Raw genomic sequence first — 21,287 nt, forward strand, 5'->3', positions numbered from 1 at the left:
CATGCCACCTCGCAGCAAAGTCCATGGATTGCCGCCTGAGCTCAAGGAGTGGCTGGATGCCGAGCTGGTCAAGCGTGGCTTTGGCGACTATGTGCAGCTCGCGGCCGACCTGAAGGCACGTGGTGCAGACATCTCCAAATCCGCCCTGCAGCGCTATGGCTCGCCATTCGAGCAGTCCATGGCGCGCGTGAAGATGGCCACGGAACAGGCCTGTGCGCTGGTCGACGCCGCCCCCGACGATGAGGACAAGCTGAGCTCAGCCGTCATTCGCATCACGCAGGAGAAGATCCTCAACCTGCTGATGGAACTGGATATTGACGCCAAGGATGTCGACGTCAACAAGCTGTTCAAGAACGCCGCCGAGATCGGCAAGGCCAGCGCGGCGAACAAGAAATTCAGCCTGGAGGCGCGGGCCGCCATTGAGGCTGCCGCACGCCGCAAGGCACTGGAGGATGCGAGCCAGATGGCAGCGGAGTCTGCGAAGCAGCAGGGGCTGTCCGCCAATGGCGTGGCGGCGCTGCGCGAGGCCATCATGGGAGCCCTGTGATGGAGCAGACCGCCGTCGCAAAGGCCTCGGGCATCCTGATGCAGTACCAGGTGGATTGGATCAAGGACCAGTCGCCCGTCAAGATCATCGAGAAGTCACGCCGCATCGGCATCAGCTACGCCGAAGCCGCAGACGACGTGCTGTACGCGGCCAGCGCCGAGGGGGCGAACGTCTATTACATCTCGTACAACAAGGACATGACGGCGGGCTTCATCAACGACTGCGCGACCTGGGCAAAGGCGTTCAATGCGGCGGCGGGCCAGATCGAGGAGTCGCTGATCGAGATCGAGGACAAGCAGATCCTCACGTACACGATCAAGTTCGACAGCGGCCACATGATCCAGGCCTTCACCAGCAACCCGCGCAACCTGCGCTCCAAGGGCCGGCCTGGTGAGCGCCTGGTGATTGATGAGGCGGCCTTCGTGGACGATATCCAGGAGCTGCTGAAGGCGGCGATGGCGATGACGATGTGGGGCGGACAGATCCGCATCATCAGCACGCACGATGGCGCGGACAACCCGTTTGCCGAGCTGATCAACGACGTGCGCGCGGGCCGCTATGACTACAGCCTGCACCGGGTCACGCTGGACGATGCGTTGCGCGATGGCCTGTACCGCAAGATCTCGGCCGTTACGGGCCGTGTGTGGTCGCCGGAAGCCGAGGCCGCTTGGCGCAAGGCCACGATCGACCGCTACCGCCCCAACGAGGACGAGGAGCTGTTCTGTATTCCGGCCCAGGGCGGCGGCTCATGGCTCACGCGCGCCCTGGTCGAAAGCCGCATGCGCCCCTACCCGGTGATCCGCTTCAACGGCACGCAGGATTTCAACAACGCTACGCCCGATCTGCGTGCGCGGGTCATGCAGGACTGGATCGGCGAGAAGCTGCAGCCGCTGCTGGTGTTCGACCCGGGGCTGCGTCACGCCCTGGGCATGGACTTCGGGCGCACCGGCGACTTGTCGTCGATCGCGCCCAACGAGGTCGCCACCAATCTGCATCAGCGCATTCCCTTTCTCGTTGAGATGAAGAACGTGCCCTACAACCAGCAGCTGCAGGTGCTCTTTTGCATCGGCGACGTGCTGCCCCGCAAGAGCGGCATGGTGATCGATAGCAAGGGCAACGGCAGCTATGTCGGCGAAGCTGCCCATGACCGATATGGCTCCGTAGTGCACCGTCTGATGCCCTCTGAGGGCTGGTACCGCGACAACATGCCGCCGTACAAGGCAGCGCTGGAAGATGGCACGCTGCTGCTGCCACAGCACGACGGCCTGCTGCAAGGCCATCGAGCCATCCGCCTGGTGCGCGGCGTGCCACGCATGCCGGAAGGCAAGACATCCGATGGAAGCCATGGCGACTCGACCATGGCCTGCATCTATTCACATGCCGCTGCACGCATGCAGTGGGGGCCTGTGCACGTCAGCAGCCGCCCGCGCGGTAGCCGCCTCGATGCGTCCCTGGAAGGCTACTAAATGACTCGCGGAATCTATGTTTCCCCCACCGAATTCGTCTCGTTTGCCGAGGCGAAGAAGCCCAATGCTCCGCTGGTCGATGAGATCGCAACGCGCGCCCGCTCGGGGGATCTGTTCGGCCTGGGCTTTTTGCTGCCTAACCCCGACCCGATCCTCAAGAGGCAGGGCAAGGACATTCGCGTGTACCGTGACCTGCGCAGCGACGCCCATGTGGGCGGCTGCATCCGGCGCCGCAAGGCAGCAGTCAAGAACCTTGAGCTGCGGGTGAACCGCGAAAAGGCCAGCGCCCGGTCCACTCGGCTGGCCCGCGACATCTTCAGCAGCCTCGACACCGATACGCTGCTCAATGAGGTTTTGGACGCAGTTTTGTACGGCTGGCAGCCGCTGGAGCTCAATTGGGGAATGCTTGGCGGTGCCCTGGCGCCCTTGTCGGTGGTGGGAAAGCCGGGCGAGTGGTTCATGTTCGACCAGGAGGCACAGCTGCGGTTTCGCAGCCGCCAGCAGCCCATGACGGGCGAGGAACTGCCAGCCCGTAAATTCCTGCTGGCCCGCCAGGAGGCGAGCTATGCCAACCCCTATGGGTTTGCGGACCTGTCCATGTGCTTTTGGCCCACGGTCTTCAAGCGCGGAGGACTCAAGTTCTGGGTGACCTTCACCGAGAAATACGGAACTCCCTGGCTGGTCGCGAAAACACCGCGCGGCACGCCCAAACACCAGAATGACGAGCTGCTCGACAGTCTGGAATCCATGATCCAGGACGCCGTCGCGGTGATCCCTGACGACGCGAGCGTGGATACCCTGGAGGCCGGCGATCGCGCGGGCAGCACCGACCTCTACAAGGAGCTGCTGATGTTCTGCCGCTCCGAGGTGTCGATCGCGCTGCTCGGGCAAAACCAGAGCACCGAAGCCAGCTCAACACGCGCCAGCGCGGTGGCCGGTCTGGAAGTCGCGGCCGAGATCCGCGACGGTGATGCACGGATGGTCGAGGCCACACTCAACCAGATGCTGCGTTGGGTGGTAGACCTCAATGAAGGCCCCCAGGCTCCGGCGCCAAAGGTGGAGCTGTACGAGGAGGAGGAAGTCAATCAAGCGCAGGCTGCGCGGGACAAGTCACTCACCGAATCGGGTGTGAAGTTCAAACCGGCCTATTGGAAGCGCACCTACAGGCTCCAGGATGGCGACATTGAGGAGGCTGTGGTCGACCAGCCCCCTGCAACGGTCAACACCCCAGCCGAGTTTGCCGAAGCAGCAGGCACAGTCTCGCCTGATACCGCGCAAGCGCTGGGCACCGGGACGGCACCGACCGTGGCCGGCTGGGTGGCGCAGTTGCGCGGCCTGGTCAACACGCACAGCGACCCCCAGGCCCTGCAGGAGGCGCTGCTCGATGCCTATAGCGATCTGCCCACGCAGGAGCTGACCGAGCTGATGGCCATGGCGTTTGAGCTGGCGCACCTGCAGGGGCGTGACAAGGTCGAGCAGGAGAGCACCCGTGCCTGATGCCAACACCGTCGACGGCGTGCGCCAGCAGTTCGCGGAGCAGATCGATTTCCTGCGCAGAAAGCTGAACCTGCCCAGCGAAACATGGCGCGACATCCAACGCGCGGCGCACGATCGGGCGTTCATGGTGGCCGGCGCAATGAAAGCCGATCTGCTCGCAGATCTGCGTACTGCGGTGGAGCAGGCCGTGCAGGGTGGCTCCATTGGAGAGTTCCGCAAGACTTTTGCAGAGATCGTGGCCAAGCACGGATGGACCGGCTGGACCGGCCAGGGCAGCGCGGCAGGCGAGGCTTGGCGCACGCGGGTGATCTACCGCACCAACATCACGGCCTCCTATGCAGCCGGCCGGCGCGCGCAGCTGCTGGACCCCGACCTACTAAAGCGCCGGCCCTACTGGCGCTATGTGCACAACGACAGCGTGTCACATCCCCGGCCGCTGCATAAGCACTGGGGTGACATTCGTCTTACGCTCCGATATGACCACCCGTTCTGGGACACGCATTTCGGCCCCAACGGCTGGGGTTGCCAGTGCAGCGTGGTGGCGGCTGCCGCACCTGGCCCGGACGATGCGACCGAGCCGCCCGACGGATGGGATGACATCGATACGGCCACAGGTGCCCCTGCGGGCATTGATGAAGGCTGGGACTACGCGCCTGGCGCACGGGCCAACGACGACCTACGCAGCTTTGTGCAGGACAAGCTGATCAACTATCCCCCTGCGATCAGCACCGCGCTGTCGCGCGACGTCAACCGCTACATCAACGCCGAGCAGTTGGTGCCCGACTTTGTGCGCGAGGTGCTGGGTGATCGCCAGCGCCGCGACCCGCTGTGGCTGGGATTCGTGGAGAAGCCCGACGCGATCGCGCCCTTGATCGGTGTGGATGCCCGGGGCTACACAGCGCTGCTGCCAGCTGATGCACCACGCCATGTGCAGTCATCGCATGGCTTCGACGGCTCTGGACAGCGCCCGGCGTCGCCGGAGGATTTCGCGCTGCTTGAGAGCGTGCTCAACGAGCCCGACCAGTTGCGGGCTGGAAACCCTTCACGCCACGGCAATGCCACGCTGGTGGCGACCAAGACGATCAACGGTGAGGTGTTCCGGGCTGTATGGGAGGTGCTGTCGGGGCGGCGCAATCGCTCGCTGTCGCTCACCAGCTTGGTGATCAAGACCGGCCAATGAAAAAGCCTTGCACCCCCCAACCTAGAACGTTCGAGGACGAAACCGGGTTTGAACACCCGGGGGTTGATGCTGTGCAAGGCTGTGTGATTTTACCGAAGGGGCTGATATGCCGCAAATCATCACGCTGACCGATCGCAGCGGTTTGGACTACCTGCAGGGCCTGGTCGAACGCAGCCGCAACCTGCTGCCCGTTCTCAAGGAAATCGGTGAAGACCAGGCCCAGGAGACAAAGCAGCGCTTTGCGACGGCCACGGACCCAGATGGCAATGCCTGGGCACCCAACAAGCCCGTCACGATGGCGCGGTATAGCGCACTCTTCGCCCGCAAGAAGGACGGCACGCTGACCAAAGGTAGCCAGGCCAGGCTCGCCAACAAGAAGCCAGGCACTGGCGAGACGCGCATGCTGGGTACAACGATCAACTACCAGGTGCAGGGGGAGGACGCTGTGGGCATCGGCAGCCCTATGGTCTACGCCGGCACGTTCCACTACGGCGCCAAGTCCGGCGAGTTCGGCTTCGGCATCTACGCAAGCCGCAATGGCAGCTTTCCGATCCCATGGGGTGACATTCCTGCTCGGCGCTTCCTGGGCATGTCCCAGGCCGGTCGGGATAGCGTCGTCAACCTGGTGCGCTCATACTTGCTCGACGAGTAGCCGCTGCCAGCAAAGCGGCCAGAAGCGCAGACATCATCGTGTTTCATAGTGGGAAATAGATTTGCGGATTGCCTTCCCATCTCTTCCCACATCTGCCCCGGTTTTCCCGATTTATCGCACCTCTCCCTCTTTCTTTATCTCACTGCCGTTCACTATGTCATCGACTCGCAGCCGATGGCTCCCCTGTCCTGACCATGACATCGCAGACCGTGCAGGGGCAACAGGCCAGCCCGAGATGGCGCCGCTGGCTGCGGCCCACACTGGGCCGGCGGATGCTGCTGGCCCAGATGGGCGTGCTCACCGCGATCTGGACCGCGTTGCTGGTGGCAGCCATCTACATGGCCCACTTCCACAATGAATTGCTGGTCAGCAAGCCTGTCTACGAACTTGTCATGGCAGTGGCCGAGGACCTGGCCGACCTTCCGGACCGCCAGCAGCACAGCCTGGCCGCGCTGGACACGGCCCTGCGCCATGAATACAGCGATGGAGACGACGACATCCGCTTCACGCCCACGCTGCTGGTCTGGCAGCGCGGCCAGCTCCTGTACCGCTCGCCCACGCCGGCACCCACCCTGCGCAACCGCGTGCTGGACACGGTCGAGGACATAGATTTCGAAGGGCAGACCTGGCGCATGAGCACGCTGCGCTCGGCCTCGGGCCAGACCGAAGTCACGCTGATGCTGCCGTCCTTCAAGGAACTGCTGATCACCCTCAACACCCGCAGCTACTACCTGCTGCCGCTGCTGATCAGCCTGCCCTTCCTGGCCTTTCCGGCCTGGTGGTCGGTACGCGCGGCACTGCGCCCGCTGCGCCGTGTGGGTGACGAGCTGGCCACACGCGGCCCCGACGACCTCAGCGCGCTCACCTATGCGCCGCCACATGCCGAGCTGCGGCCGCTGGTGCAGGACATCAACGCCCTGCTGGCCCGCGTGCGCTCCAGCAGCGAGCGCGAGCGCAACCTCATCGCCGATGCAGCCCACGAACTGCGCACGCCGCTGGCAGCCATGCACGTCAACGTCGAGGCCCTGCTGCGCCTTGGCAGCGAACCGCGCCAGCAGGAACTCATGGACAGCCTGCTGCGCAGCAACCAGCGCGCCAGCCGCATGGTGGCCCAGCTGCTGCAGCTCATGCGCAGCGAGACCGAAGCGCCCGGCATGGCCATGCAGCCGCTGCGCCTGGACCTGCTGCTGGAAGACCGGCTCGCCGCACTCGACGCCCTGGCCTGCCGCCGCCCGGTGGAACTGGCCCTGGAAGCCAGCGAGCCACTGAGCGTGATGGGCGAACGCGAAGGCCTGGTCTCGCTGATCGACAACCTCGTGGACAACGCCATCAAATACAGCCCCGCCCACGCCACCATCAGCGTGCGCCTGCAGCGCCAGGGCGACCAGGCCGTGCTCCAGGTGCGCGACCGTGGCCCGGGCATTGCCGAGGCCTGGCGCCAGCGTGTCTTCGACCGCTTCTTCCGCGTACCCGACCAGAGCCAGAGCGGCAGCGGCCTGGGCCTGGCCATCGCCAGGACCGTGACCGAGCGGCACGGCGGCAGCATCGAGCTGCTCAGTGCGGAGGATGGAGGGCTGCTGGCGAGTGTGAGCCTGCCCGTGCTGCAGGAAGGATCGGGCCCTTGATGCGTGCATGGGCCCAGGATTGCAGAGCCAACAGTCCAGGAACTAGACTGGGCCTGTAACCCGTGAGCGAAGGAGTGCAATCATGAAATCCTGGCCTGTACAAGATGCCCAAGACCACTTCAACGAGCTTCTCGAAGCCTGCCTGACCGATGGTCCGCAAGTGTTGACCCGGCGTGGCGCGGACACTGCCGTGCTCGTTCCTATGCAAGAGTGGCGCCGTCTGCATCCCGCTGCCGAACTTGCGTCGCTCAAGGAACTGCTGCTCTCGGAAGCGGGCCGCGCAGACCTGCTGATCCCGCCGCGCGGCCAGGCGCACCGCAGGCCCGTCGAGCCCGCCAACTGAGTGCGCCAGAAATGTATTTGCTGGACACCAACATCATTTCAGAGCTGCGGCGCCCCAGGCCCCACGGAGCCGTCCTGGCCTGGCTTCAAGCCCTGCCTGAGCCGGAGCTCCATCTGTCCGCGGTCAGCCTGGGCGAAATCCAGGCGGGCATCGAGCTGACCCGGCAACAGGATGCTGAGAAGGCCCGGGAAATCGAACGCTGGGCAGATCTGGTCTCCGCCTCCTACAACGTGCTGCCGATGGATGCCGAGAGCTTTCGGATCTGGGCCCGGCTGATGCACGGGCGCTCCGATGCGCTGTATGAGGACGCAATGATTGCAGCCACGGCCATCCGCCACAGGCTGGTCGTGGCCACACGCAACATTCGAGACTTCGCGGATTTTGGCGTGGCGCTTGTCAACCCCTTTGAGTCGCCCTTTCGCTGAACGGGCACAAGCCCCTTTGGTGCGTAGTCTTGCCTGCCCGCGCCCCTTGCACAGGAGGATCAGGAGAGCGGCTGCACCAGCCCGGCCACCGCCTGCGCCGTGGCCCGTGCGGCCCCACGGTGCTGGTCCAGAAAGCCGCGCGCCTGGGCCACGGCATGGGCGTGGGACTGGCGGTCCCCGGCCAGGTCCACGGCCAGGCGCAGCCCGTGCTCCAGGTCGGGTGCGCGCAGCGCGGCGCCGGCCTCGCAGGCCAGGTCCGAGGCCTCGCTGAAGTTGAAGGTGTGCGGCCCCAGCACCACGGGGCAGTCGCAGGCCAGGGCCTCGATGAGGTTCTGGCCACCCAGCGGCGCAAAGCTGCCGCCCATGAGCGTGGCGTCGGCCAGGCCGTAGTACAGGGCCATCTCGCCCAGCGAATCACCCAGCCAGATGTCGATGTCATCCGCCGCAGCTCCGCAGGGCGGGCCACCCACCCACTGGCTGCGGCGCGAGACATGCAGGCCGCCGCCAGCCAGCAGCGCCGCCACTTCGTCAAAGCGCTGCGGATGGCGCGGCACGACCAGCCATTGCACGGCCCGGCCCACAGGCCCCAGCGTGCGCAGGGCGGACAGCAGCATGGCCTCCTCGCCCTCCCGGCTGCTGGCCAGCAGCACCACAGGGCGGGACAGGCCGGACTTCCATTGCCGGGCGCGCTCCAGCAGCGCCGCGTCCGGACGCGCATCGAATTTCAGGTTGCCGAGCACGCCGCGCACGGGCGCACCCAGCAGGCGCAGGCGCTGCGCATCGTCCTCGGTCTGCGCCCAGGCGGCGGCCAGGGCGGCATAGGTGGGCCGCGCCAGCGGCGCCACGCGCAGTGCCTGGCCCAGCGATTTGTCGCTGAGTCGCGCATTGGCCAGCGCCAGCGGCACGCCCTCTTCGCGGCAGATGGCGACCAGATTGGGCCAGACCTCGGTTTCCATGAGCACGCCGACCGCGGGCCTGAATTGCTGCACGAAGCGGCGCACGGCCGCTGGCGTATCCCAGGGCTGCCAGACCTGCAGGTCGCCGGGCTGCAGCAGCCGGCGGCCTTCGGTGCGGCCCGTGGCCGTGCCATGGGTCAGCAGCAGGCGCATGCCGGGCAGGCGCTCGCGCAGCGCGGTCAGCAAGATGGCGGCAGCGCGCGTCTCGCCCAGCGATACGGCGTGAATCCAGATCCACCGGCCGCGTCCGTCCTGCCCCAGCGTGGCCGGCTGGTAGCGGCCAAAGCGCTCGGGAATGTGCTCGGCATAGACGGGCTCGGCCTCGGCGCGGCGCAGCAGCTTGCGTCGCAGCAGCGGCTGCGCCGCCCAGGTCACGGCGCTGTACAGCGCGCGCGCCCAGGACGTGGGAGAGCGGGAAGTCATCGCCTGGCGCGCAAATCAGTGCGCGGCACCGCCAACCTGCGCGCCGGGCTTGACGCGCTCCAGCAGCGCCAGCATCTGCGTCTCGATGCGCGACAGCGCCTCCTGGGTCTGGCCCTCGAAGCGCAGCACCAGCACGGGCGTGGTGTTGCTGGCGCGGATCAGGCCGAAGCCGTCGGCCCAGTCCACGCGCAGGCCGTCGATGGTGCTGACCTGGGCCGGTGCGGCAAAGGTCTCGGCGGCCAGGGCCTGCAGTTCGGCGGCCAGGCGATGGGACTCGCCCTCGGCGCAGGCCACATTCAGTTCCGGGGTGGAAAAGCTGGTGGGCAGCGCGTTGAGCAAGGCGCTGGGGTCGGCCTCGCGGCTGACGATCTCCAGCAGGCGGCAGCCCGCGTAGGTGCCGTCATCGAAGCCGTACCAGCGCTCCTTGAAGAAGATGTGGCCGCTCATCTCGCCGCCCAGCGGCGCGTCCAGTTCCTTCATGCGGGCCTTGACCAGGGAGTGCCCGGTCTTGAACATCACGGGCTCGCCCCCGGCCTCGCGGATGGCGGGCGCCAGGCGCTGCGTGCATTTGACGTCGTAGACGATGCTGCCGCCCGGCACGCGCGAGAGCACGTCCTTGGCAAACAGCATCATCTGGCGGTCGGGGAAGATGTTCTGGCCGTCCTTGGTGACGATGCCCAGGCGGTCGCCGTCACCGTCGAAGGCCAGGCCCAGTTCGGCGTCCGAGGTGCGCAGCGCCTCGATCACGTCGCGCAGGTTCTCGGGCTTGCTGGGATCGGGATGGTGGTTGGGGAATTCACCGTCCACTTCGGAGAACAGTTCGATCACCTCGCAGCCCAGGGCGCGGAAGATGCCGGGCGCCGAGGCCCCGGCCACGCCGTTGCCGCAGTCCACCACGATCTTGATGGGGCGCGCCAGCTTCACATCACCCACGATGCGCGCCTGGTAGTCGGCCCGCACATCGGCGCGGCGCACGCTGCCGGTGCCCGTGATCGTCCAGTCATCGCTTTCGACGCGGCGGCGCAGCGCCTGGATTTCCTCGCCGTAGATGGCTCGGCCGGCCAGCACCATCTTGAAACCGTTGTAGTCCTTGGGATTGTGGCTGCCCGTGACCTGGATGCCCGAGCGCGCCAGCGTGCTGGCTGCGTAGTACAGCATGGGCGTGGTGGCCAGGCCGATGTCGATCACCTCGATGCCGACCTCGGTCAGCCCGGCGATCAGCGCCGCGGACAGCGAGGGTCCCGACAGGCGGCCATCGCGTCCCACGGCCACCACGGTCTCGCCGGCCGCCAGGGCCGCCATGCCGAAGGCGCGGCCCACGCCGAGCGCGACCTCCTCGTTGAGCGTGGACGGCACGATGCCGCGGATGTCATAGGCTTTGAAGATGGAAGATGCGACCTGCACGTCGAAAACGCTTTCTCGTCGGTTGAAAACAGGGCGCCGCAGCCTGGGGACCTGGCCCGGCTGCGGCCCAAGGCGCGATTGTAGGCGCGGCAGGCTTGTAGGCGCGGCAGGCAGGGGCGCCGCCGCACATCACCCCGGCTGCAAGCGGTTGCGGCGCGTGCCCTGCCTCACAGCTGCTGCTGCACCTGGGCCAGCGCGGCCGGATCTTCCATGGTGCTGAGGTCGCCAGGGTCGCGCCCCTCGGCCACGGCCTGCATGGCACGGCGCAGCAGCTTGCCGCTGCGCGTCTTGGGCAACGCACTGACGAAGACCACGCGCGAGGGCCGGGCCACGGCGCCCAGGCGCGCATCGACCAGCTTCATCACGTCGGCCTCCAGCGCCGCGCGCTCGGCCTCGCCTTCCAGCGCCGTGCGCGGCACGGCAAAGGCCAGCGCCGCCTGGCCCTTGAGCGCATCGGCCACGCCGACCACGGCGACTTCGGCCACCTGGGGGTGGGCGGAGATGCATTCCTCGATCTCGCGCGTGCCAAGGCGGTGGCCGGCCACGTTGATCACGTCGTCGGTACGGCCCAGGATGAAGAAGTAGCCGTCCTCGTCGCGTATGCCCCAGTCGAAAGTGCTGTAGATCATGCGGCCCGGAATGCTCTTCCAGTAGGTGTTGATGAAGCGCTGGTCGTCTCGCCAGACGGTCTGCATGCAGCCCGGTGGCAGCGGCCCTTCGATGGCCAGCACGCCCTTTTGCCCGGCGCCGAGCAGTTCCTCGCCCGTGGCCTCGTCGATCAGCTTGACGTCATAGCCATAGACGGCCTTGCCCGGGCTGCCGAAGCGCGTGGTCTGCTGCTCCACGCCGTTGCACAGCGTGAGGATGGGCCAGCCGGTCTCGGTCTGCCAGTAGTTGTCGATGATGGGCTTGCCCAGGGCCTGGCTGATCCACTGCGCCGTGGGCTCGTCCAGCGGCTCGCCGGCCAGCCACAGCGCCTTGAGGCTGGAGATATCGTGGCGGTGCAGGTACTCGGCATCATGCTTCTTGAGCACGCGGATGGCCGTAGGCGCCGAGAACATGTGGGTGACCCGGTACTTCTCCACGATGCTCCACCAGATGCCCGCGTCGGGGCGTATGGGCAGGCCCTCGTAGAGCACGGTGGCCATGCCCGCGATCAGGGGCCCATAGATGATGTAGCTGTGCCCCACGACCCAGCCGATGTCGCTGGTGCAGAAAAAGGTCTGGCCCGCCTCGGCCCCGAAGATCAGCGGCATGCTGGCGGCCAGCGCCACCGTGTAGCCGCCCGTGTCGCGCTGCACGCCCTTGGGGCGCCCCGTGGTGCCGCTGGTGTAGAGCGTGTAGCTGGGGTCGGTGGATTCCACCCAGGTGCAGACGACCTGGACGTCGGCGTGCAGCGCACGCAGGCTGGTCCAGTCGTGGTCGCGGCCGGCGCGCATGGGCGCAGGCGCCAGGCCACGGTCCACGATGAGCACGGCAGCTGGCTTGTGGCTGGCCAGTTGCAGGGCCTCGTCCAGCAAAGGCTTGTAGGCCACGACGCGCCCGCCGCGCGAGCCCGCGTCGGCACTGATGATGACCTTGGGCTCGGCATCGTCGATGCGCGAGGCCAGCGCCGCCGACGCAAAGCCGCCGAACACCACCGAATGGATGGCACCCAGCCGCGCACAGGCCAGCATGGCAAAGGCCGCCTCGGCAATCATGGGCATGTAGATCTGGACGCGGTCGCCCTTTTGCACGCCCAGCGACTGCAGCGCGGCGGCCATGCGCTGCACCTCGGCATGCAGTTCGCGGTAGGTATAGACCTTCTCGGTGCCGGTCTCGGTGGAGATGGCGATCAGCGCATTCTGGTCGGCGCGCTCGGCCAGGTGCCGGTCCACGGCGTTGTGGCAAAGATTGGTCTGGCCGCCCACGAACCACCTGGCGAACGGCGGGTTGTCATAGTCGCAGATGCGCTGGGGCGGCACATGCCAGTCGATGCGGCCGGCCTGCTCGGCCCAGAAGGCATCGCGCTCCTGGATGGAGCGGCGGTGGAAATCGTCGAAACGCGGGGCCATTGTCTGTCTCCTGTCGTTGTCATGGATTGGCGGCTTCTGAATTCATAATTATTCATAATGCGCTTGCCCAAAGCTGACAAATCCTGCACAGCGACCCGGGCCGGCCCCCTCCGTCCCATTCGTCTTTCATGGCCCCGCCTTGCGACGGGCGTAAAAAAAGGCGCCGTGCAGGCGCCTCGACGAAAACCATCGCTTCAGCCGCTTACTTGACCAGGGCCAGCAGATCCTTGAAGGCCGGGTGCTCGCAGCTGCGCAGCCACTCGAAGGCCACCATCTCCGTGGTCACCAGTTCGGCACCCGCGCCGGCCAGGCGATCGAAGGCAGCATCGCGGTTGCGCTCGGTGCGCGAGCTGCAGGCATCGGTGACGACCCAGACGTCGAACTCGTCTTCCAGCAGTTCCAGCGCCGTCTGCAGCAGGCAGACATGGGCTTCGCAGCCGGCAATCACCACCATGCTGCGCTCGGGCGCCTGCTGCTGGGGCTTTTGCAGGTGCTTGGGCAGGCTGCGCGCATTGCCGCCCTGGGGACGTGCAGGCGGACGCAGCCACTCGCCCAGTCCTTCGGACACGGCGCTGAAATGCATCTTGGACAGTGTCCTGTCGCACAGCGCGCGCAATTGGGCATCGTTGGCACCCAGGCGCGAGGGGTTCTGTTCGGTGCCGAACACCGGCACTTCCACCAGATGCGCCAGACGAGCCAGTTTCACGGCATTGGCCAGGACTGCCGGGCCCTCGAAGATGGCCGGCATCAGGCGCTCCTGGTAATCGACGAGTACAAGCTGGGAGTCGGAGGCTTCAAGCAGCATGGCGGATCTTTCTTGGAATACGAGGCGGCGCGCGCCGCCCTTCTTATCGGAAAACAGGACAGCCCGCTATTGTCGCAGCTTGGGGGCCATCACCGCCGGGCGCCGGCGATTCCTGAGGTGGCTCAAAAACCCGGGCCTTCGGGGGTCTTATCGAATTTGTCCTACGTTTTTGCGTGGTAATCTCGCGCCCCATGTCCCGATGGCTTATCGCACTCCTGTTCGTCAGCGCCACTGCACACGCGGCCCCGCCCGAGATGCGTGACGACGATATGAACCAGCTGCTGGTCAACCGCAGCCTCATCTCGCAGCTGCGCGAAGCCCGCCACCACATGGCGGAGCGCACTTCCGACTTCGTCAAGGAAGCACGACAAAGCGTCGCCGAAAAGACCTCCGACCTGGTCGTGACCGCCATGGGCTTCATCGGCGTTCCCTACCGTCGCGGCGGCAACAGTGCCGAGACCGGCTTCGACTGCAGCGGCTTTGTCCGTGCCATCTACTCCGAGACCCTGGGCAAGGTCCTGCCGCGTCGCGCTGACCAGCAGGCACAGGCCACGGAAAAAATCGACAAGAACGAACTCAAGCCCGGCGATCTGGTGTTCTTCAACACCATGCGCCGCGCCTTCAGCCACGTCGGCATCTATGTCGGCGACGGCAACTTCATTCATGCCCCCCGCACCGGTGCACAGGTGCGCGTGGAAAGCATGCAAAGCGCCTACTGGGCCCGCCGCTTCGATGGCGCCCGTCGCGTGCAGGACTCCGACGGCCTGGGCCTGGATGCCAGCAAGGCTGCCTTGGCCATGCAGATGCAGGCAAGCCAGCTGCAGTAACCACGGCGGGCTGTCTGCCCTCCCCCAGTCCAGGCGCCTGCAGATGCAGGCGTTTTGTTTTTCAGGGCACTGCACTGCCTTCGTCCCAGGTTGAGACGCTGTCCGACAGGGCCGGCATGCGCCGGGCCCTAGAGTCGCGGCATGGAAGCTTCAGTTCGGAGAAAAGCATGATGTCCTTGATTGGCACCCTCATCGTTGGCCTGGTCGTTGGCCTGCTGGCGCGCGCACTCAAACCCGGCGACGACAGCCTTGGCTGGATCATGACCATCCTGCTTGGTGTGGCAGGATCGTTTCTTGCCAGCTATGTCGGTGTCGCCATGGGCTGGTATGAAGCCGGACAGCCCGCTGGCTGGATCGCCTCCATCGTTGGCGCCATCGTCATCCTCTTCATCTACAGCCTGGTGCGCAGCAAGAGCGCACGCTGACCGCACCGGCGCCAGCCGCCTCCTCCAGCTGGCGCATTCTCCTGATCGACATCTGCCCCGGACCCACTGGCACGCATGATCTTTCGCACATCGGACAAGACCCCTCCCCCTCCACCACCGCGCCACGATGTGGCGCAGGCCGCAGAGAGCGCGCGCAAGCTGCTGCACCGGCGTGCGCTGGTGGGAGCCGCAGCCAGCAGCCTGCCGATCCCGGGGCTGGACTGGCTGGTTGACGCAGCCCTGCTGGCGCGCCTGCTGCCGCGCATCAACCGTGAGTTCGGCCTCACGCCCGAACAGCTGGACAGGCTGGACCCCGGCAAGCGCGAGCAGGTGCAAAAGGCCGTGGCCATGGTCGGCTCGGTACTGATCGGCAAGCTGATCACGCGCGACATGGTGGTGCGCCTGGCACGCGCTGCCGGCATGCGCATGACGGCAACCCAAGCGGCAAAGTACGTGCCGCTGGCCGGCCAGGCTGCAGCGGCCGCCCTGGGCTACGCCACGCTGCGCTACCTGGGAGAGCGCCACATCCAGGACTGCATTCGCGTGGTCGAGCAGGCGGAGCTCGACATTCCCTCGCATCTGCCCACGCAGCTGGAACGCACGGCCCGCAAGGTCGAGCAGACCGGCAAGCAATTGCATGAGCACGGCAAAGGCAGAGACAAGGGCGAGGGTGAGGGCGAGCCCGGGGCCGAGCCATCCGGCAAGCGCCCGCGCTTTTGGCGCCAGCCGGACCGCGGCCCCTGGGGCCGCTCCCAGTAAATGGCGATCAGCCCAGGTCCGAGGCGCGGTGGCGCTCCGGCACCTGGGTGGCCTCGTCTCCCCAGGTGCGATTGACGCGGCGGCCGCGCACCACCGCCGGCCGTTGGGCAATCTCGCGGGCCCAGCGCATCACATGCGTGTACTCATGGGCCGCCAGGAACTCGGCCGCGCCGTACACCTCGTTGAGCACCAGTGCGCCATACCAGGGCCAGATGGCGATGTCGGCAATGCTGTAGTGCTCTCCCGCAATGAAGGCGTGCTCGGCCAGCTGGCGATTGAGCACGTCCAGCTGGCGCTTGGTTTCCATGGTGAACCGGTTGATCGGGTACTCGAACTTTTCGGGAGCATAGGCATAGAAATGACCGAAGCCGCCGCCCAGGTAAGGCGCCGATCCCATCTGCCAGAACAGCCAGTTCAGCGTCTCGGTGCGTGCAGCGGGCTCGGCAGGCAGCAGCGCGCCAAACTTCTCGGCCAGGTACAGCAGGATGGAGCCCGACTCGAACACGCGCACCGGCGGCTCCACGCTGCGGTCCACCAGCGCGGGAATCTTGGAATTGGGGTTGACCTCGACAAAGCCGCTGGAGAACTGGTCGCCATCGCTGATGCGGATCAGCCAGGCGTCGTACTCGGCGCCGCCATGGCCCAGCGCCAGCAGCTCCTCCAGCATGATGGTGACCTTCACGCCGTTGGGCGTGGCCAGCGAATACAGCTGCAGAGGCTGCTGCCCCACCGGCAGTGTCTTGTCGTGGGTCGGCCCGGCGACCGGGCGGTTGATGTTGGCGAAGGTGCCGCCCGAGGGCGCAGGCTGCCATACGGCGGGCGGGACATAGGTGGAGCGGTCGGACATGCAGGATTCCTGTGGTTCGCGGGCATGGGAAAGGCGCCCGGCTGAAGGCCATTGTCCAGCCCCTGACACACTCCTGCCGCCGCGCGCAGAACGCCGCCACGGCGTCCGGGGATTTGCCACAATCGTTGCATGACTGCAGCCCCCACACCCTCCGCCCGCCAGTTCTGGCTCATGAAGAACGAGCCCGACGAATACTCCATAGACCATGCGCTGGCCGCGCCGCAGGCCACCATTGCCTGGGACGGGGTGCGCAACTACCAGGCGCGCAACTTCATGCGTGATGCCATGCAGGTCGGCGACGGGGTGCTGTACTGGCATTCCAGCTGTGCCGAGCCCGGTATCTACGGCATCGCCCGCATTGCCGGCAATCTGCGCACCGACGCCTCGCAGTTCGACCCGGCCAGCCCGTACTACGATCCCAAGTCTTCTCCCGACAAGCCGCGCTGGCTCACGCTGGACGTGCAGGCGCTGCGCAAGACACGCACGCTGCAGATTGCCGAGCTGCGCGCGCATCCTGAACTGGCGCAGATGCGTGTGCTGCAAAAGGGCAATCGGTTGTCGATCACGCCGGTCACGCCCGAGGAATGGAGCTTCATCGAAGGCCTGCTCAGGCACGGCTGAACACGCCTCGCACGGGCTGCTTTCTTACAAGCAAGAAGCCTCTTTCCTGCACTCCTGCCCTGCATCGGCCGCTATGCTTTTGGGCATTTGCGAACCTGGATTTCGCAAGCTGGAGGGACCATCTTCGTGCGCTGGCGAAAATCAAAAGCAAAAACAACCACTGGACCACTCAAGAGCGGCATGGCCGCGGCGCCAGGCCGCCTGCGGCTGGCGCTGCGCGATGCCATCGCCGCCTCGCTGGGCGCCATGCTGGCCTGGGAACTGTCCCACTACCTGCTGGGCCACCCCAGACCCGTCTTTGCCGCCGTCACCGCCCTGGTCTGCCTGGCGCCCGGCCTGCCCAGCCATCTCAAGCAAACCTGGGGCCTGGTGCTGGGCTGCGCCATCGGCATCATCGTCGGCGAACTGGCCTGGCTGCTGCCCGACACCATTCCCCTGCTGCGACTGAGCCTGGCCTCGTTGGTCGCGCTGTCGCTGGCCGCCATGCTGGGGCAGCCGCCTGTGGTTCCGATACAGGCTGGCGTTTCCGTGGTGCTGGTCCTCAGCATGGGGCCCAGCGCGGCGGGCGAAACCCGGCTGGTCGACGTGCTGGTCGGCGCAGGCGTGGGCCTGATGTTCAGCCAGGTCATCTTCACGGCCAATCCGCTGCGTGCCGTATCACGTTCGGCAAGCGCGTTGCTGGGCCAGCTGGCCGACGGGCTGGACGCCACGCTGCGTGCCACCGCCACCCACGACACACCCGACGCCACTGTGGCACTGGGCCAGCTCACGCGCAGCAGCGATGCGCTGAGCGCGCTGCGCACCGCCCTGGCGGAGGCGCAAAGCGCCAGCCGCTGGTCCGTGCGCGGACGCCTGGGTGGCGCGGCACTGCAGACCGTCACGGCGCGCTACGACCGCCATGCCGTGCGCCTGTACGCCAGCGCGCTGCTGCTGGGCGAAAGCCTGGTGCGCGGAATGTCGCATGACAGCGGCCTCATGCCGCGCGCCATCGTCCTGCACTGTGAATGGCTGATCGAAGCCTGCCGGCAACTGGCCGCCAATGGCAACGTGGTGGCCCTGCAGCCCGACGACGCCCTGGGCAGGTTGGCCGCCTCGGCCCCCCAGGCGCCCACCCAGCCGCTGCCTGAGGCCTGGCTGTCCGCGCTGGACCACGCACGACAGATGGAAGAGGCCCTGAAGGCGCTCACAGGTTCGCGCGACGCGTGATCAGGCGGCAGCGCGTTCGCGCTGCCTTGCAGGCGCCGCGCTGATGCGCGCAATGGCTCCGGCCAGCCACCAGCCGATGGCGCACATGGCCGCCGTCACCACCCAGGTCCACTGCCATCCGCCCGCCTGCACTGCCACGGCCGCCACCAGAGGCGGCCCTGCAAACTGGCCCACGCTGGACCATTGCTGCATGAAGCCCACCGTGGTCGAAACAGTGGACTCATCGGGGGCAAGCCGCACGGCCATGGAAAACAGCGTGCCCGGAATCAGTCCCCCCGCTGCCGAGAACACAACTACCGCAGCAAAGCGCAGCCACAAAGGTGCCAACGGCTGGCCTTGCCATTGCACATAGGCCAGCAGCGCGCACAACGCCATGCAGCCGAAGCCCAGGCGCAGCGCCCGCGAGGCGCTCCAGCCGCCTTGCAGCAGACGGCCCGATGCCACATTGCCCGCCATGTTGGCCAGCGCCACCACGGCCGTCAGCGTGCCCGACAACGCCGCTCCCAGGCCCGCCTCGGCATAGACCGTGGGAAGAAAGCCGATGACGGCCATCCACTGTCCCGAATACACGGCAAAGCCCAGCGCCACGCACCAGGGGCCAGGGCTGCGCAAAGTCAGCGCCAGGCGCGGACGCCACCCCCCGCCAGCCGCCGATGTACTAACGGGTGCCTTCGGGCCGTCTGCCGGCACGCCGTACCACACGGCGGCGCAAGCCAGGGCAGAGACCAGCCCCAGAAGCAGCCACCACAGCGGCCAGGAAGCCCAGGCCATCACCCAGGGACCCAGCAGCAAGCCGATGGCACTGCCCAGCGGCATGTAGGTGCCCCACCAGCCCATGCGCGCGCTCAGATCGTGCGGCGCCACGCACCGGCGAATCAGGCCTGGCCCCGGCATGGCGACCAGCAGAAAGCCCAGTCCTTCCACGGCGCGCAGGGCCAGCAACGGTGCAAAACCCGTGGCGATGGCGCCCAGGGCGCTGGCACCCGCCATCAACAGCAGGCCCGCCAGCATGCTGCGCCGCAGTCCCCAGCGGTCAGCCCCCAGGCCCACCACCAAGCCCAGCAGCATGCCGGCCACCTGCACGGTGGAAAGCAGAAAGCCGGCCTGCAGCAGGGACACGCCCAGCTGCTGCTGCAGCACCGGCACGGCCGGCGGCAGCTTGCCTACATGCAGGGCCGCGCTGACGCCGGCCATCACGACGATCCATGAGGGATGCACCCCCTGCCTTGTTGTTTCCATTGGATGCGGTTTCCTGGGGGCACATGCCGTGCGCCCTGTGGGTGATGTGTGAAGTATCGAAAGCATAGGCCAAGCGGCGCCCGCAAGCAGCGCCCCTGGCATCTGCCCACCAACCGGCTTGCGGCAGCGGGCATCGGCAGCGCATTCGACATAGCCCGTGGCACTGGAACGCCCAGGTGAGGCGCTCCAGCTGCGCGGCCAGGCATTTCCGCTGCCCCAGAAACAGCTTGGCCTGCGAGGCACCCCATGGCACCTCGCAGGCCTTGCATGCCGGACAGAGGCCGCATGCGCTGCGGCCTTTTGCCCGTCCTCCCCCACCGATTCCTGTCAGGCCTTCATGGCATCACAGCCTCAGCTTGGCACTGGCCAGCAACACACCGAAGCCCACCAACATGCCGCCAAAGGCCCGGTCTATCCAGTGCCGTACGGCCAGCAGCCGGGCACGGACCCGCTGCGCGGAAAAGCACAGCGCCACGATGCAAAACCAACCCACATGGGCCAGCGAGATGAACCCGCCGTACGCCAGTTGCGTGGCCAGCGATGTGTCCTGCCCCACGATCTGCAGGAACAGGCTCACCACAAACACCGTGGTCTTGGGATTGAGCGCATTCGTCAGAAAGCCCGTGCGCAGCGCCGCCATGTCGGACAGTACGGCAGCCGGGTGGCTGGCCATTTCTCCGTCCGGCCGGCTGCGCAGCATGGTCACGCCCAGATAGATCAGATAGGCTGCACCCAGCAGCTTGACCACATCGAACAGCCAGGTGGCCTGCTGCATCAGCAACCCCACCCCAAGCAAGGTATAGCTGACATGGACCAGCACGCCCAGACCTATGCCCAGCGCCGTGAGCATGCCCGCGCGGCGCGAGCGCAGCAGGCTGTTGCGCGTGACCATGGCGAAATCCGCCCCGGGGCTGATCACGGCCAGCAAGGTAATGGTGACTACAGCTATCCATTCGGTCATGCATTCTCCGTCCGACTCAGTGCAACGCGGGATAGTATTGGCCTTCCATGAAAATACATAACGATGTTTTCTGACACAGTTAGTGAACTCAATTCACAGACTCCCAGCAAGCGGCTGCCGTCGTTGCAGGCCCTGCGCTGCTTCGAAGCAGCCGCCCGACGGGAGAACTTCAGCAAGGCAGCTGAAGAGTTGCATCTGACCCACGGCGCCATCAGCCGGGCCGTGCGCCTGCTGGAAGACGATCTGGGCGTGACCCTGTTTGACCGCCGCAGCCGCCGCGTCTTCCTGACCGACGCTGGGCGCCATCTCGCACAGGCCGTGCATGAAGGCCTGGAGCGCATGCGCCAGGCGACGCAGGAGTTGCGCGCACGCGCGCGGCATGCGCGCCGCTGGGTGCTGTCCTGCGAACCCACCTTGCTGATGCGCTGGCTGATTCCACGCTGGCCACAGTTCCAGCAAATGCATCCCGAGCTGCAACTGCACCTGGTGGCCGGCGGCGGCCCGTTCTCGTTTGCGGACGGGATCGACCTGGCCATACGGCGCGACGATTTCGCCCTTCCCGCAGGCTGCCATGCCGAAACGCTGTTCGCAGAGCGCATAGGCCCGGTCTGCCGGCCCGATCGCCTGGCGCAATGGTGCGACCGCCACGCGCAAGAGCACACGCCCAGGCTGCGCGCCGATGCGCCCTTGCTGCAAAGCCGCACGCGCCCTGGCGCCTGGGCCACCTGGGCCGAGTACAGCGGCCAGCCCCAGCCCTCGGGACCGCAGCTGCAGTTCGAACATTTCTATTTCACGCTCCAGGCTGCCGTGGCCGGAATGGGCGTGGCCATAGGCCCCTGGCAACTGGTGCGCGACGACATTGCCAGCGGCGTGCTGGCGGCGCCCATGGGCTTTGTGGAGGATGGATCGCGCTATTGCCTGCTGTCCCCTGCCCCGCCTGCACCGAATGGCGTGCACGCGCAGTTGCTGCAGTGGCTGCGCTCCCAGACCTGAGCCGGCCTGCGACCCGTACTACCCCCCAAAGC

At 66.6% G+C, this 21,287-nt stretch carries 21 protein-coding genes; 14 read left to right on the forward strand and 7 right to left on the reverse strand.

What is annotated here, in order from left to right:
- Position 1 precedes the first annotated feature (1 nt).
- The 8 genes from PO605_RS24085 to PO605_RS24120 all read left to right on the forward strand — a co-directional run bounded on the left by PO605_RS24085 (position 2) and on the right by PO605_RS24120 (position 7,735).
- Positions 2-547 (forward strand): DUF3486 family protein, encoded by a 546-nt coding sequence (locus PO605_RS24085; RefSeq protein WP_272206984.1) that lies wholly within the window; start codon positions 2-4, stop codon positions 545-547.
- Positions 547-2,013, forward strand: a complete 1,467-nt coding sequence (locus tag PO605_RS24090) for a terminase large subunit domain-containing protein (protein ID WP_272206985.1) — start codon at positions 547-549, stop codon at positions 2,011-2,013. Before PO605_RS24085 ends, PO605_RS24090 begins: the two co-directional genes overlap by 1 nt.
- Complete coding sequence (locus PO605_RS24095) at positions 2,014-3,510, forward strand: DUF935 domain-containing protein (RefSeq protein WP_272206986.1); 1,497 nt, start codon at positions 2,014-2,016, stop codon at positions 3,508-3,510. It begins immediately after the preceding gene.
- Complete coding sequence (locus PO605_RS24100) at positions 3,503-4,690, forward strand: phage minor head protein (RefSeq protein ID WP_016445074.1); 1,188 nt, start codon at positions 3,503-3,505, stop codon at positions 4,688-4,690. The genes PO605_RS24095 and PO605_RS24100 overlap by 8 nt, the downstream gene beginning before the upstream one ends.
- A gap of 106 nt (positions 4,691-4,796) precedes the next feature.
- The gene (locus tag PO605_RS24105) at positions 4,797-5,342 is read left to right on the forward strand and encodes a phage virion morphogenesis protein (RefSeq protein ID WP_272206987.1); all 546 of its coding nucleotides are present in this window, start codon (positions 4,797-4,799) and stop codon (positions 5,340-5,342) included.
- 194 nt (positions 5,343-5,536) lie between these two features.
- Positions 5,537-6,967, forward strand: coding sequence for a sensor histidine kinase (locus PO605_RS24110; protein WP_047474044.1), 1,431 nt, complete (start codon positions 5,537-5,539; stop codon positions 6,965-6,967).
- 82 nt (positions 6,968-7,049) lie between these two features.
- A complete protein-coding gene (locus tag PO605_RS24115; RefSeq protein WP_272206988.1) occupies positions 7,050-7,310 on the forward strand; it encodes a type II toxin-antitoxin system Phd/YefM family antitoxin in 261 nt (86 codons plus the stop codon).
- 11 nt (positions 7,311-7,321) lie between these two features.
- Entirely contained in the window at positions 7,322-7,735 is a 414-nt protein-coding gene (locus PO605_RS24120; protein ID WP_043790155.1) for a type II toxin-antitoxin system VapC family toxin, read from the forward strand.
- A 59-nt stretch (positions 7,736-7,794) separates the two neighbouring features.
- Here the strand turns inward: PO605_RS24120 and PO605_RS24125 are convergent, their stop codons facing one another.
- From PO605_RS24125 to PO605_RS24140, 4 genes are all read right to left on the reverse strand, one after another.
- Positions 7,795-9,114, reverse strand: coding sequence for a 3-deoxy-D-manno-octulosonic acid transferase (locus PO605_RS24125; protein WP_047474046.1), 1,320 nt, complete (start codon positions 9,112-9,114; stop codon positions 7,795-7,797).
- Positions 9,115-9,129: 15 nt separating this feature from the next.
- Positions 9,130-10,518, reverse strand: a complete 1,389-nt coding sequence (locus tag PO605_RS24130; RefSeq protein ID WP_272206989.1) for a phosphomannomutase/phosphoglucomutase — start codon at positions 10,516-10,518, stop codon at positions 9,130-9,132.
- A gap of 167 nt (positions 10,519-10,685) precedes the next feature.
- A complete protein-coding gene (locus tag PO605_RS24135; protein WP_272206990.1) occupies positions 10,686-12,572 on the reverse strand; it encodes a propionate--CoA ligase in 1,887 nt (628 codons plus the stop codon).
- Positions 12,573-12,774: 202 nt separating this feature from the next.
- Entirely contained in the window at positions 12,775-13,377 is a 603-nt protein-coding gene (locus PO605_RS24140; RefSeq protein ID WP_016447096.1) for an isochorismatase family protein, read from the reverse strand.
- A gap of 191 nt (positions 13,378-13,568) precedes the next feature.
- On the opposite strand from PO605_RS24140, the gene PO605_RS24145 reads away from it, so the two are divergent.
- From PO605_RS24145 to PO605_RS24155, 3 genes are all read left to right on the forward strand, one after another.
- Positions 13,569-14,204 (forward strand): C40 family peptidase, encoded by a 636-nt coding sequence (locus PO605_RS24145; RefSeq protein WP_047473882.1) that lies wholly within the window; start codon positions 13,569-13,571, stop codon positions 14,202-14,204.
- Positions 14,205-14,371: 167 nt separating this feature from the next.
- Positions 14,372-14,629, forward strand: coding sequence for a GlsB/YeaQ/YmgE family stress response membrane protein (locus PO605_RS24150; protein WP_012205794.1), 258 nt, complete (start codon positions 14,372-14,374; stop codon positions 14,627-14,629).
- A 75-nt stretch (positions 14,630-14,704) separates the two neighbouring features.
- On the forward strand, positions 14,705-15,388 hold the full coding sequence (locus tag PO605_RS24155; RefSeq protein ID WP_047473881.1) for a hypothetical protein: 684 nt from the start codon (positions 14,705-14,707) through the stop codon (positions 15,386-15,388).
- A 7-nt stretch (positions 15,389-15,395) separates the two neighbouring features.
- Here the strand turns inward: PO605_RS24155 and yghU are convergent, their stop codons facing one another.
- Complete coding sequence (gene yghU, locus PO605_RS24160; protein ID WP_016447099.1) at positions 15,396-16,235, reverse strand: glutathione-dependent disulfide-bond oxidoreductase; 840 nt, start codon at positions 16,233-16,235, stop codon at positions 15,396-15,398.
- A 129-nt stretch (positions 16,236-16,364) separates the two neighbouring features.
- Here yghU and PO605_RS24165 point away from each other — a divergent pair, with 129 nt between their 5' ends.
- Positions 16,365-16,856 carry an EVE domain-containing protein gene (locus tag PO605_RS24165; protein WP_016447100.1) on the forward strand — a complete coding sequence of 164 codons (492 nt, stop codon included), beginning with the start codon at positions 16,365-16,367 and terminating at the stop codon, positions 16,854-16,856.
- A 180-nt stretch (positions 16,857-17,036) separates the two neighbouring features.
- On the forward strand, positions 17,037-18,062 hold the full coding sequence (locus tag PO605_RS24170) for an FUSC family protein (RefSeq protein WP_047473880.1): 1,026 nt from the start codon (positions 17,037-17,039) through the stop codon (positions 18,060-18,062).
- On the opposite strand, the gene PO605_RS24175 is transcribed toward PO605_RS24170, so the two are convergent.
- Positions 18,063-19,301, reverse strand: coding sequence for an MFS transporter (locus PO605_RS24175; protein ID WP_047473879.1), 1,239 nt, complete (start codon positions 19,299-19,301; stop codon positions 18,063-18,065). It lies immediately after the preceding gene.
- Between the two features lie 343 nt (positions 19,302-19,644).
- Positions 19,645-20,262 (reverse strand): LysE family translocator, encoded by a 618-nt coding sequence (locus PO605_RS24180; protein ID WP_047327341.1) that lies wholly within the window; start codon positions 20,260-20,262, stop codon positions 19,645-19,647.
- Between the two features lie 63 nt (positions 20,263-20,325).
- Here PO605_RS24180 and PO605_RS24185 point away from each other — a divergent pair, with 63 nt between their 5' ends.
- Positions 20,326-21,255, forward strand: a complete 930-nt coding sequence (locus PO605_RS24185; protein WP_047473878.1) for a LysR family transcriptional regulator — start codon at positions 20,326-20,328, stop codon at positions 21,253-21,255.
- The last annotated feature ends 32 nt before the right edge of the window (positions 21,256-21,287 follow it).

The organism is Delftia sp. DT-2 (genome assembly GCF_028401915.1).
GTDB classification, from domain to species: Bacteria; Pseudomonadota; Gammaproteobacteria; order Burkholderiales; family Burkholderiaceae_C; genus Comamonas; species Comamonas tsuruhatensis.

Coding starts and splice junctions, on each gene's coding strand:
- PO605_RS24085 (WP_272206984.1), top strand. CDS start 2: ATGCCACCTCGCAGCAAAGTCCATGGATTGCCGCCTGAGCTCAAGGAG.
- PO605_RS24090 (WP_272206985.1), top strand. CDS start 547: ATGGAGCAGACCGCCGTCGCAAAGGCCTCGGGCATCCTGATGCAGTAC.
- PO605_RS24095 (WP_272206986.1), top strand. CDS start 2,014: ATGACTCGCGGAATCTATGTTTCCCCCACCGAATTCGTCTCGTTTGCC.
- PO605_RS24105 (WP_272206987.1), top strand. CDS start 4,797: ATGCCGCAAATCATCACGCTGACCGATCGCAGCGGTTTGGACTACCTG.
- PO605_RS24110 (WP_047474044.1), top strand. CDS start 5,537: ATGACATCGCAGACCGTGCAGGGGCAACAGGCCAGCCCGAGATGGCGC.
- PO605_RS24115 (WP_272206988.1), top strand. CDS start 7,050: ATGAAATCCTGGCCTGTACAAGATGCCCAAGACCACTTCAACGAGCTT.
- PO605_RS24120 (WP_043790155.1), top strand. CDS start 7,322: ATGTATTTGCTGGACACCAACATCATTTCAGAGCTGCGGCGCCCCAGG.
- PO605_RS24125 (WP_047474046.1), bottom strand. CDS start 9,114: ATGACTTCCCGCTCTCCCACGTCCTGGGCGCGCGCGCTGTACAGCGCC.
- PO605_RS24135 (WP_272206990.1), bottom strand. CDS start 12,572: ATGGCCCCGCGTTTCGACGATTTCCACCGCCGCTCCATCCAGGAGCGC.
- PO605_RS24140 (WP_016447096.1), bottom strand. CDS start 13,377: ATGCTGCTTGAAGCCTCCGACTCCCAGCTTGTACTCGTCGATTACCAG.
- PO605_RS24145 (WP_047473882.1), top strand. CDS start 13,569: ATGTCCCGATGGCTTATCGCACTCCTGTTCGTCAGCGCCACTGCACAC.
- PO605_RS24150 (WP_012205794.1), top strand. CDS start 14,372: ATGATGTCCTTGATTGGCACCCTCATCGTTGGCCTGGTCGTTGGCCTG.
- PO605_RS24155 (WP_047473881.1), top strand. CDS start 14,705: ATGATCTTTCGCACATCGGACAAGACCCCTCCCCCTCCACCACCGCGC.
- yghU (WP_016447099.1), bottom strand. CDS start 16,235: ATGTCCGACCGCTCCACCTATGTCCCGCCCGCCGTATGGCAGCCTGCG.
- PO605_RS24165 (WP_016447100.1), top strand. CDS start 16,365: ATGACTGCAGCCCCCACACCCTCCGCCCGCCAGTTCTGGCTCATGAAG.
- PO605_RS24170 (WP_047473880.1), top strand. CDS start 17,037: ATGGCCGCGGCGCCAGGCCGCCTGCGGCTGGCGCTGCGCGATGCCATC.
- PO605_RS24175 (WP_047473879.1), bottom strand. CDS start 19,301: ATGGAAACAACAAGGCAGGGGGTGCATCCCTCATGGATCGTCGTGATG.
- PO605_RS24180 (WP_047327341.1), bottom strand. CDS start 20,262: ATGACCGAATGGATAGCTGTAGTCACCATTACCTTGCTGGCCGTGATC.
- PO605_RS24185 (WP_047473878.1), top strand. CDS start 20,326: ATGTTTTCTGACACAGTTAGTGAACTCAATTCACAGACTCCCAGCAAG.